Here is a 13670-nt window from a genome sequence, read left to right on the forward strand (position 1 = left end):
ATAGCCCTCCCTTTTTTTTGAAAACCAATCGGAGGGCCGAGGTATGAAAGCCAAAATGACATCTTGGTCAACAGGCAATGCCACACTTGGCGTTTATCTAGAGAAGACAGGCAACAGCAAGCGTCCGTTTGGAGAACAGACGCAACTGGTCTTGGATTTAATTGAGATCGGTCGAGAACGAGATGTGGAGGTCTACATCTTATATCCAGGTTGCGTGACAGCACAAACAGCACTTTACTGTGAACGGTTACGACCTGCTCTTTTTAAAGAAGTTGCGATGCCTAATTTTTCAGTCGTATTGCGCCGTTCAGGATTTTTTCATCGCTCAAGGTTTGTTTTGGCTAAGCGGGAATTGCAAAAACTGCGTGAAGATCAATGTTTGCATACCCTGCTAGTGGAAGAAAGCGATAAATGGACACTTGTTCATCTGCTTCAGCAAGACAAACAGACGGCACAGTTACTTCCGGAAACAGAATGTGTTTCTTCAGCGCGTGAAGCATGGGCTGCGTTGACTCATTTTTCTAAAGCTTACTTGAAACCAAGACGAAGCGCTCAAGGACTTGGAGTCTTTCGCTGTCAGTGGAAGAACCGTCAACTCTTTTTGACATGGGACGAGCGTACTTCGACACCTTCCTTGCGTCAAGTTAGTTTCCCAGGCCATCAAGACTTAGCATATGGAAAATGGCTAAAATTTTGGAGCAGTTATAAATTCCAGGATGCGCTTGTGCAAGAGGCAATACCTCTTCTTGAATGGCGAGGTGGACCGGTCGATTTTCGCTGGTTAATGATTCAATCCAGTGCAGGACCACAGGTGGTTGCGCGTGTCGCCAGACGGGGCGAGGGTGGGCAAGTAACCACCAATTTGCATTCAGGTGCACGAGCTTTTCCAGCAGAACAAGTAATCAGAGAATCCTTTACAAAATCAGAGCGAGTGTTGGAAGAAATAGATAAAGCTGCGTTATTGGTTTTTGAAATGTTTCAGAAACAATCAGGTCCCTTTGCGGAACTGGGTGTTGATTTTGCGCTTTCGAATCATGGAAAACTGTATGTTTTGGAAGTCAATCCGACGCCTGGGCGGAGAATGTTACGCGCACTCGATAAACATACGCGGCAATTATCACTAGTCAAGCTGATTGAATATGTTAAAGAGGTGAATGACGAAACGGGTGGCCTCCATCAGTCCGCCTCTACTCAAACCAATTCCAAATAGCAACATGATGACGTGGAGGAGTACCAAATGAATCAACAGTCATCTGTGTCTATAGGGATTCTCTGTAATCCCTTGTGGCAATCGCAACAGAAAACATTGCGAGATAACTCCGAAATGGCCAATTGGAAAAAGATTCTGGAGACGGCTTCGTCGCTTGGTGTTAAGGCGTATATTTTTGGATTGAATGATTTGCAGTTTGAAAAGAACATGCTTCGTGCCTACAGTTGGGATGGAATTCGTTTTACGGAAGAACAAATTCCTATGCCTCATGTGATTTACGATCAATTAGCATCTCGAAAATTGGAGCGGAGTCAGCGGTTGCGCGATCGCCGCAAACGTCTGTCTGAGATGTATGGGTTACGAATTTTTAACGATGGATTTTTTGATAAATGGCAAGTTTATGAATGGCTTTCTGAGAATCAAGCAATACGTTCAGCGCTTCCTGCAACAATTCTTCATCGTCAACGGGATCGGACAAAGCAATTTATGGAACGCCACGGGTCTGTCTATATCAAACCCATTCACGGCAGTCTGGGGATTGGTATTATACGGCTCTTACAAACAGCAGATGGTACAGTGCAATACCAATGGAAATCAGGAAGAAAAAAAGTGGTTCAGGGACAAATGGCTTCTTTTGACAAATGGCTCGAACAATTTGGCAAGCGTTTGCGGCAACGGCCTTATATCTGCCAAGAGTCCATTCGTTTGGCTACATATGAAGGTAGGCCATTCGATATTCGCATCCTGATGCAGAGGGATGGCAGTGGGCAATGGAAGCGAACCAAAGCGTTTGCCCGTGTTGCTCGTATCGGTGATTTTACTTCCAACCTAAGCAGTGGTGGCTTGGCTCTCCCTTTGTCGCAAGTTCTTTCGCAGATATGGAAGGAACATCGGCAGTATAACCAGGTCCGTCAGCGTATCAACGATTTGGCGCGCAAAGTGGTTCAGCAGCTGCAGGAAGAGTGCGAACATACTCTGGGGGAATTGGGTGTAGATGTAGGGGTGACTCCAAGTGGCCAGGTTTATGTTATAGAAGTCAATTCCAAACCGCACAAAACACCCACTACGCAAGCAGGGAGACAAGATTTAGTGGATTTATCGTTTCGCCGTCCCATTGAATTTGCTGTTTATCTGGCGCAAACACACCTGGGCTCGAAAGCGGGGGAGTCTTGATGCTCTATATCTTTGCTAAACCAACGCAGGGCATTCGCCGATTGCTCGAACGAACACGCGCGCAGCTTTATGGCAAAGAGACGGTTCTTCGTGCCGATGATATAGTGTTGCGCTTTGGACAGAGTAAATTGGCCGATCCGACTGAAGGGCTGATTCTCAATCGGCAAAGTGCGTTGCAGCTATCTCGCAGCAAATCACAGATGGCTAAATTTTTGCGTCAGGTTGGTGTGCGTTTTGTTTTACCATCGCAAAACCAGCCTTCTGCTAACCGCTTTGTACGCCAATTTCGCATTCCAGTTTTTAATCATCAGCCTCTTGCTTGTTTTCGTACGGATGGTAAAGAACCATGGACAAACGGCAGGATTCAAGGTATGCCGCAACACGAAGAAGAAGTTGCACTGGATAGTGATCGCCTCATTACGCGTGCAGGATGGTTGGCTGTTCGCGCCGTCCATGCTCTGGGGCTTGATGCGGCCTATGTATCACTGGGTTTGGGTCCCAAGGGTGTTCTGCACGTTATTGATGTGACGAGCAATCCCCAACTGGAAGGTCGTCTTCTCGAGATTTACTCAGAGGCTATCCAAACATACATGGAACAACAGATAACACTCAGTCGATTCAATTACAATCAGTTGAAATTAGGCACCGATGTCGAGTTAATGTTAGAAAACGCTGAAGGCAAAATGGTGCTTGCCAGTCGCTATTTTACGCGAAAGGGGCGGGTTGGCTGTGATGATCGGAGTGTACAACAAGACGGCCGCCGCTTACCGCTTTTGGAATTAAGGCCTGATCCCGATCAAAGTCCTATGGGACTGTATGTCAATTTACGGACCACCATGTTAGAAGCGGCGCGTCGCATCAATCGTCAGGATGTCGCATGGAGAGCAGGTAGTATGCCTTTTGCAGGATATTCGACGGGAGGTCATATCCATTTTTCAGGTTTCCCCTTTTCCTCAAGGTTAGTTCGCGCTCTCGATGCTTATTTAGGATTGCCGTTGATGGCGGTGGAAAATCCTACACGCGCTTTAGGCCGTCGACCCCGTTATGGATTTCTTGGCGATGTGCGCCATAAATCTTATGGCGGTTTTGAATATCGTACGCCCGCTTCTTTTATTGTCGATCCAAAAGTGACTTTGGCTGCTTTTGCGCTGGCTCACTTAATTGCCGTTCATTACATCGAACTTCCGGAAATTTGGTTGTACGATCCGCAAGTACAGTCGCATTTCTATAGCCATGAAATCAATGAACTTCATCCATATTTAGAGCAATGTATGGTCGCTATTCGGCGTTTACCAGCCTATCGACGCTATGAAGAACAAATTGAACCTTTATTTCACATGATTGAACAACAGGAAATCTGGGATGAAACGGTAGATGTTAGAGATGTGTGGGAAATTCCTAAACGTTTTGCCAACACAAGTTCTGTTCCTGCGGTTAAACGTAGGAGGCGTAAACGTGTCCAATCATCTTAAATAGAAGGGAGGGGTTAGGATGGCAAGAGTGCTTTCTGGTGAATATGTGTGGCATCGATTGGGTAGTACGGTTGAAATGGAGATTCAAATTCCTCGATTGCCCAAAATGTATCATGGGAAAATAGTCAAAGTGGGAGACAGACGTATCCCTTTGCGCCCTGTCCAATCACTTACAAATGTGGTCTACCGAGCTCCTGTTTTGCTTGCGGAAAATCGTTCTGAATGGCGAACCAGTCCAATATATGCCATTCTTGCAGGGAATGGAGCAGATGGTTTTGCAGGCATTCGCACAGATTTTCGTGATTTGATCCGAGCTGCAAGAGCGCGCAAAGAATTGATGTACGTGCTTCCTGTTGGCGATGTACCCCTACAGGAAGGGGGCTCTTGGCATGGTTATGTTCGACTCGGGTATATGAAATGGGTTAGACTGCCCATGCCAGCTCCACTGGCCATATACAATCGTATTCCAACTCGTCGTCATGAACAGGAGCTATCTGCGCTTGCAGCTCGCAGGGCGATTGAACAACGTGCGATACCGATGTTCAATCCCCGCTACTTTAATAAGAGAGAGATTCATGCCATTCTTCAAAAGGCAGGTCTAGCTCATCTATTGCCACATACGGCATTGCATTTGACGAAAAGTGACTTTACCAGCATGTTGCAGGAATATGGCTCTTTATATGTAAAGCCATCAGGCGGCAGTGTTGGTCATGGAATTATACGTGTCGATCGACAAAACACAGGTTGGCTTGTGACGGTCCTTAAGAATAATCGAAGCGAATCTGCGACAGCACGGCATCTTGAAGACGCTTGGCGGCTTGTGCAGAGAATGAGGTTACCTGTTTCTTATATCATCCAGGAGTCTGTTCCACGGATTGATTGGCAGGGCCGCCCATGTGATTTTCGGATTCTGTTGCAAAAAAGATCGGGTTTATGGCATGTTGTTGGAAAAGGTGTACGAGTCAGCGGCCAGGGAGCTATTACGACTCATGTGCCGAATGGCGGTTCCATCGCTTCAGCTCGTGATGTCTTGCGTGCCCATTTTGGTTCTCATTGGAAAGAGATTGAAGAACGAATGGATAAAAGTGTTGAACGTACCGCTAAAGCGATAGATAGTTTTTTCGATCACGCTTGTGGGGAAATGTCCATGGATGTCGGAGTGACATCATCGGGATCGAGCTGGATATTTGAAGCGAATGCTAAACCGATGAAGTTTGACGAACCGGATATTCGCACTCGTTCTTTGGAAGGCGTGTTAGAATATTTACGAGAACTGTCTAAGGTGGATGAAATGTCTGATAGAAAATGAATGTCTGACAGACATACATGGGCATATACAACGTTTAACGAGCGGGGGATATCATTTGGAAATTTGGCTTGTGGATGCGTTCACTCGCCAGCCTTTTTCCGGTAATCCGGCTGGTGTAGTTCCTTTGGCTAATGGTCTGACAGAAGAAGATATGCAAAAGATTGCTCGAGAAATCAACGCCTCCGAGACGGTTTTTATCACGACTGCGTCAAATTCACAAGCAGATTTGCGTCTGCGATATTTTACGCCTACGCAGGAAGTCGATTTGTGTGGTCATGCAACGATTGGCAGCATGGTGGCTCTTGCAGAGCAAGGGAGATTGTCTGAGGATATCCTGCGCGAAGGAAGATGTAAAATTGAGACGCAAGTAGGTGTGTTGTCAGTCTCTTTATACAATGAAGACGGTCGATATCGTGCGGAAATGGCACAGTTGTCACCGCAGATAAAAGCTGTGGATGACAGTTTGCGCGATGAACTAGCTCAGGCTTTGGGTCTGTCAGTGGACAAGCTTTCTACGGAATGGCCGCTTGCTATGTGTTCCACTGGACTATGGGATTTATTTGTACCAGTGAGCCATTTGGGTGATATGGCACATATGCAGCCCAATCTGCATCAAATTGCTCAAATATGCCGTGCGTTAAGAGTGGCTTCGCTGCACGTTTATTGCAGCAAGACCATTGAGGACAAGCACCATTTTCACTGTCGAGACTTCTCACCTGCTGTAGGGGTTCCTGAAGATCCCGCTACTGGCACTGCATCTGGGGCTCTACTTGGATTGCTGGTCAGTGAGGGACGAGCAGATATAGGCAAAACGTATTGGTTGGAACAAGGATATGAAATCGGTCGTCCTAGTCAAATTGCCACTCAATCTTTTTATGAAGGAAGCGTTTTGCAAATTTGCGTGTCAGGCTATGCAAATATTACTATACAGGGAAATCTCTCATTGGTTTGAATCCCGTATGTGCTCTCAGTGAGTTGTGGTATGATTACGCCGTATAGCGCAATCCAAAAGACAAGAGTTTGGCAATAAAAGAGGCAAGGGGGGATTGAATTGGAAAATCTAATTCACCAGTTGCGCGAAGGGCGATTAAAGAAACACGCCATGGAAGAGGGGCGCGGTCTCGTTTTTGGGACGCATCGCAGTCCTGCTGCAGAACGCGCACCTTTTGATATAGCAAAATTAACCGAGCAATATCAAGTGGGTCAAAAGGTTTCTGGACAACCCTATCGATACTTGATTCGTACGTACGGTTGTCAGATGAATGAACATGATACAGAAGTCATGGCTGGAATGCTTCAGACCATGGGTTATGAACCAGCTTCAGATGTTGAATCGGCAGACTTTATCTTATTCAACACATGCGCTGTACGTGAGAATGCAGAAGACAAAGTTTTTGGCGAGATTGGCCGTTTGCGCCCACTTAAACAGCGCAATCCTGAGTTGGTTTTGGGTTTGTGCGGCTGCATGGCACAAGAAAAGGGAGTTCAAAAACTCGTTCAAGACAAATTTCCTTGGGTCGATCTCGTTTTTGGAACGCACAATCTTCATCGTTTACCACAATTGTTAACTGAGGCTAGACAATCGCAGGAAACTGTATTGGAAGTTTGGGACTATGCTCCGCAAACTATGGAAAACTTACCTAAAGTGCGCGCGCAGGGAACTCGTGCTTGGGTGAATATTCAATATGGATGTAATAAGTTTTGTACGTATTGTATTGTTCCATATACTCGAGGAGCTGAACGGAGCCGTTTGCCAGAGGATATTCTGGATGAGATTCGCAATTTAATTGCCGATGGGTACAGAGATATTACATTACTGGGTCAAAACGTAAACGACTATGGTGTTGATTTGGGGAATATGACGTTTGCCCAGCTATTGCGACAAGTCAATAGCTTGGAGGGGATTGACCGCATTCGCTTTACAACATCGAATCCGTGGAATTTTACTCAAGAATTAATCGATGCCATTGCAGAATCTGAGCATGTGGTTGAGCATATTCATTTGCCTGTACAGTCTGGTAACAATCGAATTCTTAAACGCATGAACCGTTCGCATACGAGAGAAGCTTACTTGCACTTGGTACAGCGCATTCGCGATAAGATTCCTGGTGTGTCTTTGACCACAGATATCATTGTGGGATTTCCGGGTGAGACGGAAGAAGAATTTCAAGATACATTGAAGCTGGTTGAGGAAGTGCGATTTGATAACGCTTTTACGTTTATTTATTCAGCACGTGAAAATACTCCGGCAGCCACCTTTGAAGATACGGTAACACTGGCGGAGAAAAAAGCGCGCTTGAAGCGATTGAACGATATGCAATACAGCATTAGTCGTGAAAAACAAGAGCAATATGTAGGACAAGAACTGGATGTGTTGGTCGAAGGACCAAGCAAGACCAATCCAGATGTATTAGCAGGGAGAACGCGCAAAAACCAGCTCGTTCTGTTTGCTGGCACGTCTGCATTAGTCGGGCAACATGTCAAGGTGCGTGTTACTGAGCCACAAACCTGGTTGCTAAAAGGAGAAATTGTCAGCCATAGGGGAGAGGAAAGCGCATGAATGTTAATCTTCTTGAATCTCCACCCACTCCACTCTGGCAATCGAAAGCGGATGCTATTGTGCGGCTCATTTTTACGTCGGATGTAGCAGAACGTTTTTGGGAAGCACGAGAAAAAATGTCACGTCATGAGCGCGCGCAAGAATTATTTGAGGAATTGAAGAAACAGACCAACCAATTATTGGTGCTCGAAAGCCACTATGGCGAGGTACATGAACGCACTTCAATCGCGCGCACAAGAATGCAAGAAATTGAAGCAGAACTGGCGGGAATACCTGTTGCTTATCAATATCGTGAAGCCCATGATGAACTAAACAATCTTCTTCAGGAAGTGATGACTCGTCTTTTGCAGCGTCTTGGAGCAGTTTTGCCAGTTGAACCAGGTCCTCGCCAAGGATGCGGACAAGGTCCGGATGGACAGGGATGTTCATGTGGCGGACATCACGGATGAACGCCGAATTGCCATGTCATTTCTCGGATTGTGAAGTTGAGCCTCCAATGATGCCAGTAACCGTCTTCCTTGGGCAGACGGTTTTTTGTCGTAAGAACATATTCGATTTGTTTGTGTTGAAAGCTACCATCTCTATATGAAGATCCCATACAGGGGTAGGTGAATCTAAAATTGACACCAATGATGAAGCAGTATTTGGAAATTAAGCAACAGGTTTCAGATGCGCTGTTGATGTTTCGCTTAGGCGATTTTTATGAATTGTTTTTTGAAGATGCCAAGACAGCCAGTCGAGTTTTAGATATTACTTTAACTGGGAGAGATGGCGGAGAGCAAGAACGTATCCCGATGTGTGGTGTTCCCTATCATGCGGTCGATCAGTATTTAGCCAAATTGGTACAGGAAGGGTATAAAGTAGCCATTTGCGAGCAAATGGAAGATCCTAAATCTGTAAAGGGTATTGTCAAACGTGAAATTGTGCGCGTGATTACACCAGGCACTGCCATACTAGATGATGATGGCGAACAGCGCTTGCTTGCCGTTTGTATCCATGCCACTGACGCGATAGAACAAGAAGCATCTCTCTATGCGGTTGCGTTGATGGACATGCTTGCCGGCGATTTATGGATGGGAGAGACGGGTGACGAGGATGAGGTGTTCAACTGGCTGCGTTTGCATCGGCCTGTCGAACTTTTATTGGCTGAATCCTCCACAAGTTCTCCTTTTTGGGAAGAGAAATTAGAAAAACTTGGCCCCCTGCCAGTGACGTTTCTTTCTCTTCGCAAACAATCGGTTCAAGATTGGCGTCATTCACTGAGTCAGATGTCTGCTTTTGAAACGTTTCCTGCTCAACTTGAGTCTCTGACGGTTGGATGGGCAGCACTCTCGCTTTTGCTGCAATACGTACAAGAAACTCAGCGGCAAACTACCTTGCATATAAAGCAACCTATTCTGCTTGGACAGGAAGAAATTTTAAAAATGAATCCTGCAGCTGTCACACATTTGGAGTTGTTTCAGACAGAACGCACGAAAGAAAAGAAAGGTTCGCTCTATCATCATTTGAACCGTACGCAAACAGCGATGGGTGCGCGTCTTTTGCGTCGCTGGATGGAACGTCCGCTGGCCAGACGTGAACCGATCCTAGAACGTCAGGAAGCGATTTCTATCTTCTTGTCAGATGTGATTGCTCGCAGTGCCCTGCAGCAAACTTTGTCAAATGTCTCTGATATGGAGCGATTGCTTGGCAGGATTATGTTTCAAAAAGCGACTCCGCGCGATGTGCTTAAGCTTGGCCTAGCTTTGCAGAAGGTTCCTGCCATACGAGAAATTGCCAATCTTCCCGTGCAGAGATTACAGCAACTGCTCCATCAGTTACCTGATGTGACTCATCTCTCTTCGTTGATTGTTCATCAAATGGTTGAAACTCCTCCCGTTCAATTGGATGCTGGTCCAATTTTTCGTGAAGGAGTAGATGCCAAGCTGGACGAGTATCGCGATCTATCACGTAACGGCAAGCAATGGTTGGCTCAATTTGAGCAGAGAGAGCGGGAAAGAACAGGTATTCGGACGTTGAAGGTAGGCTATAATCGAGTATTTGGATATTTTATCGAGGTTTCGAAGACACAGGTGAATCAAATACCTCCAGAATATGAACGTCGGCAAACACTTGCCGCTGCCGAGCGATACACAGTGGCAGAACTTAAAGAACGCGAAAGTGCCATCCTTCAAGCGGCTGAGGAGGCTGCTCATCGAGAAGCGGAGTTGTTTGCCGATCTTTGCAGGCAATTGGTTGAAAAGAGACACGAGTTACAATTGGTTTCTCAAGTGTTGGCTGAACTCGACGTCTATACATCTTTGGCTGAAGTTGCAGCTTTATACGGCTATACGTGCCCAGAATGGTCACAGGAAGCCTGTTTAGAAATTGTCGCTGGCAGGCATCCAGTCATTGAAGCGATTCCGGATTTACGCTTTATACCCAATGATACAAGATTAAGTTCAGATCATAATTTTATGCTAATTACAGGTCCAAATATGGGCGGTAAAAGTACGTATATGCGTCAGGTGGCTTTACTGGTATTGCTTGCTCATATGGGCTCGTATGTTCCAGCGCAATCGATGCGACTCAGTCAGTTTGACGAAATTTTCACACGGATTGGTGCTGCTGATGATATCCACAGCGGACAGAGCACTTTCATGGTTGAAATGATGGAGTTGGCACATATTCTTCGTCATGCCACAGGGCGCAGTCTGGTTATTTTAGACGAGATCGGACGAGGTACATCGACCCAGGATGGCTTGGCTTTGGCGGCTTCTGTTATGGATTTTCTGCAGGCAACGAATAAACCGCTAACTTTGTTTGCAACGCATTATCATGAGTTGACGCAACATGCACATCAACTACCTGGCGTGCAGAATGCTTCTGTGGCGGTAGCGGAATCGGGGCATCATATCGAGTTTTTGCACACATTGGTTATGACTGCTGCCGATCGCAGTTATGGCATCCACGTGGCTCGATTAGCGGGTATACCAGATTGGGTGCTCTCCAAAGCGCAGTCTTATCTCTCTAGTTTTGCTAGCGAGGCGACACTTCACTTGGCAGCTTCTGAAGAAAATGTTCCTTTCGGTGTGAAAACTGAAGCTGAAATGCATAGTGAGCCGCAAAATTCGTACTATGCTGCTGAAATTTTGCGTGCTTTGGCTGAATTGGATGTTTTGCAGATTACGCCGTTGCAGGCATTGCAGAAATTGGAAGAGTGGTCTGCTCGTGCAAAGGAGGTGATGTCATGGGTGTCATCCAAGTCATGAGCGACGCTCTGGCCAATCAAATTGCTGCGGGAGAGGTGGTAGAACGGCCAGCTTCTTGTGTAAAAGAATTAATTGAGAACTCCCTTGATGCCAAAGCTAAACGTATCAAAATTGAGGTCGAAGAAGGCGGTATACGACGCTTGAGCGTCGAAGACGATGGCGTGGGCATGGACGAACAGGATGCAGTGCTGGCGTTTTCGCGACATGCTACCAGTAAAATTATTCATGCTCGGGATTTGACACGTATTCAAACGCTCGGATTTCGTGGGGAAGCGTTAGCTGCTATTGCTGCAGTGTCTAAAGTCAGTTTGACGACGCGTCAATCCGATCAAACACATGGCATTTTTCTGCGTATTGAAGGGACTTCCATTACCGATGGACCCAAACCAGTAGGAGCGCCGCCAGGCACTCGTATTGTCGTGGAAGATTTGTTTTACAACACGCCTGTCCGACTCAAATATCTGCGCAGTGTTCAAACTGAATTTTCACGCATTGTTGATGTTGTGCAAAGAGCCGCACTTTCTCGACCAGATGTTGCCTTTTTGTTAAGTCACGAGGGACGAGTTGTCTTTCAAAGTAGCGGTCGCGGTGGTCAACGGTCGGTACTCGCTGCACTTTTAGGGCCTGTGGAAGCTACACAATTGTTAGAAGCCAGTCAAAGTTCAGTTACTTGTCAAGTTACCGCCTGGCTCGGTTTGCCTCAGCAAGCAAGAAGTAATCGCAATCACGCGTATCTTTTTCTTAATCATCGCCCAATCCGTAATTTGTCTTTACATCAAGCTGTCGCAGCAGGCTACGGAACACGTTTGATGGTGGGAAAACATCCTATTTACGCTCTTTTTGTCGACATGGATCCTATCTTGGCTGATGTGAATATCCATCCCCACAAAAGTGAAGTGCGCTTAAGCGAAGAACGAGACGTCAGTCAACTGATTACACGTATGGTGGAGAACGCGCTTTCGGACAAGCATTTGGTACCCAAGTGGCCTGTAACTAGTCGTGTTCAAGAAAAAATTTCATCCTATCAGGTACCCTTTTTTGGGCAGAACGAAAAAAACCAAACCACGTTCTCTGAAGCCAAATTATCGGTCAGTGAGCAGTCTGTGGGTCTCCGTGCAGAATCTATGGACATGTCGACAAACTCTAAAAAAAATACACTCTCTCATCCGCTTTCGCAAGCGTACGAATTTTCAGTCCAACCAGAAGCAGTACTGGCATCAGAATCTGTGTTGCCAAGTGAAGTCAAAGACGAAGAAGTACAGGATTCTTCTTTGCGAGAGAGAGTTAAAAATTGGCAATTGCGTCCTATTGGTCAAGCTTTAGGGATGTATGTAATTGCCGAAGATGGAGAAAGTTTGTACATCATCGATCAGCATGCGGCTCACGAACGCATACTTTACGAAAAATTTTTGAAACAAATGCAATTGTCTGCAGACACAATGCCCTTGCTGACTCCTCTTACTTTTACACTGTCAGCTTCGGCTCACGGTATTTGGATGCAGCATCAAGAAGTGTTCGCCTCACTCGGTCTCGATATCGAACCATTTGGTGGTTTGGATGTATGTGTTCGAGGGGTACCGCTCGTCTGGGAGGGGCTTGATGTTCTGCAGCTAACGCAACGGATTTTTGATGATTTGGTAGAGATAGCCAAACAGGCTCCATCAGGCGCCTTTGTTGAAGAGTTGCGTTTGAAAATCGTTCAAAAAGCTTGCAAAGCCGCAATTAAAGCCAACCATCGGTTATCTGACGAAGAGATATTGGCTTTATGTGAGGAATTGGTAGAATTGGACGATCCTTTTCATTGTCCGCATGGCAGACCTGTTTTATTAGAGTTAAATAGTTACGATTTGGAGAAAGGATTTCGCCGCATTGTCTGAGTTGAAGATTGATGGTTATAAAAAATGGGTGTGTGTCACACCCGTCCGGCAGGAGGAAAACTGCCATGCTATTCAGTACGCGCAGCGATTGGCTAAGTTTTTTGACGCAAAATGGGTAACGCGTGATTCACGAAGCATAGCCAAAATCTTTTCGGATACTGGGGCAGAAGTGATTGTTGTAGCCGCGGATTGGCCCGTTTTTTATCATCGTGATCAAACTGAAAATGGCCTGCAATATCACCCCGGAATGTCGACCCTTAGATTGCAAACACTTCTTCAAGGAGGTACCGACAGGCTTTTGCAAGCTGCACAAATTCGCCCGTCAGATTGGGTTTTAGATGCAACTTGTGGCTTAGCATCCGATGCTGTCGTTTTATCCTATGCAGTTGGTCGTCAGGGAAAAGTCACAGCTCTTGAGAAAAGTCCTGTCATTTATCGAATGCTTCAGCACGCACAGACAGAGGGTCTTGAGCATTTGCCGCAACAAATTTCAACTTGGCTTTCGAGGATTGATTTACTGCATCAAGACGCACTGCAATTTTTGCGCCAGAGTGGTCATCAGCAATATGATGTAATTTATATCGATCCTATGTTCCAGGAACCCATCATGAACTCTCCTGGCATCGCTGCATTGCGACCTTTTGCGTATAAGGAGCCACTTGACGAGATACTCTTTGCTGAAGCTTGCCGGGTGACCAGGCATCGTGTGGTGATCAAGGCACGTGCTCATGATTCCATTTGGAGGCAATTGCCCATTCAACCGGATAAGTTAAGTGGACGTGTACGTTACGGCATCTGGGAGAGAGGGGGGACGTAAA

10 protein-coding genes are annotated in these 13670 nt (G+C 46.1%); all 10 read left to right on the forward strand.

Annotation, left to right across the window (positions count from 1 at the left end; translation table 11 throughout):
* Positions 1-43: 43 nt before the first annotated feature.
* Entirely contained in the window at positions 44-1210 is a 1167-nt protein-coding gene (locus tag ACOJUR_RS07885; RefSeq protein ID WP_420949661.1) for a YheC/YheD family protein, read from the forward strand.
* Between the two features lie 27 nt (positions 1211-1237).
* Positions 1238-2383, forward strand: a complete 1146-nt coding sequence (locus ACOJUR_RS07890; RefSeq protein WP_203114286.1) for a YheC/YheD family endospore coat-associated protein — start codon at positions 1238-1240, stop codon at positions 2381-2383.
* Positions 2383-3855 (forward strand): putative amidoligase domain-containing protein, encoded by a 1473-nt coding sequence (locus tag ACOJUR_RS07895; RefSeq protein ID WP_129583673.1) that lies wholly within the window; start codon positions 2383-2385, stop codon positions 3853-3855. The genes ACOJUR_RS07890 and ACOJUR_RS07895 overlap by 1 nt, the downstream gene beginning before the upstream one ends.
* A gap of 19 nt (positions 3856-3874) precedes the next feature.
* On the forward strand, positions 3875-5164 hold the full coding sequence (locus ACOJUR_RS07900; RefSeq protein WP_420949662.1) for a YheC/YheD family endospore coat-associated protein: 1290 nt from the start codon (positions 3875-3877) through the stop codon (positions 5162-5164).
* A 55-nt stretch (positions 5165-5219) separates the two neighbouring features.
* Entirely contained in the window at positions 5220-6116 is an 897-nt protein-coding gene (locus tag ACOJUR_RS07905; RefSeq protein ID WP_420949663.1) for a PhzF family phenazine biosynthesis protein, read from the forward strand.
* Positions 6117-6215: 99 nt separating this feature from the next.
* Complete coding sequence (gene miaB, locus ACOJUR_RS07910; RefSeq protein ID WP_072875210.1) at positions 6216-7724, forward strand: tRNA (N6-isopentenyl adenosine(37)-C2)-methylthiotransferase MiaB; 1509 nt, start codon at positions 6216-6218, stop codon at positions 7722-7724.
* The gene (locus ACOJUR_RS07915) at positions 7721-8173 is read left to right on the forward strand and encodes a YlbF/YmcA family competence regulator (protein WP_072875211.1); all 453 of its coding nucleotides are present in this window, start codon (positions 7721-7723) and stop codon (positions 8171-8173) included. Before miaB ends, ACOJUR_RS07915 begins: the two co-directional genes overlap by 4 nt.
* A gap of 183 nt (positions 8174-8356) precedes the next feature.
* The gene (gene mutS / locus ACOJUR_RS07920; protein WP_420949664.1) at positions 8357-10975 is read left to right on the forward strand and encodes a DNA mismatch repair protein MutS; all 2619 of its coding nucleotides are present in this window, start codon (positions 8357-8359) and stop codon (positions 10973-10975) included.
* On the forward strand, positions 10954-12852 hold the full coding sequence (gene mutL, locus ACOJUR_RS07925; protein WP_420949665.1) for a DNA mismatch repair endonuclease MutL: 1899 nt from the start codon (positions 10954-10956) through the stop codon (positions 12850-12852). The genes mutS and mutL overlap by 22 nt, the downstream gene beginning before the upstream one ends.
* On the forward strand, positions 12845-13669 hold the full coding sequence (locus tag ACOJUR_RS07930; RefSeq protein ID WP_420949666.1) for a class I SAM-dependent methyltransferase: 825 nt from the start codon (positions 12845-12847) through the stop codon (positions 13667-13669). The genes mutL and ACOJUR_RS07930 overlap by 8 nt, the downstream gene beginning before the upstream one ends.
* Position 13670: the final 1 nt, after the last annotated feature.

The sequence above is a fragment of the Alicyclobacillus tolerans genome (assembly GCF_048984885.1).
Classification (GTDB): Bacteria; Bacillota; Bacilli; order Alicyclobacillales; family Alicyclobacillaceae; genus Alicyclobacillus_I; species Alicyclobacillus_I tolerans.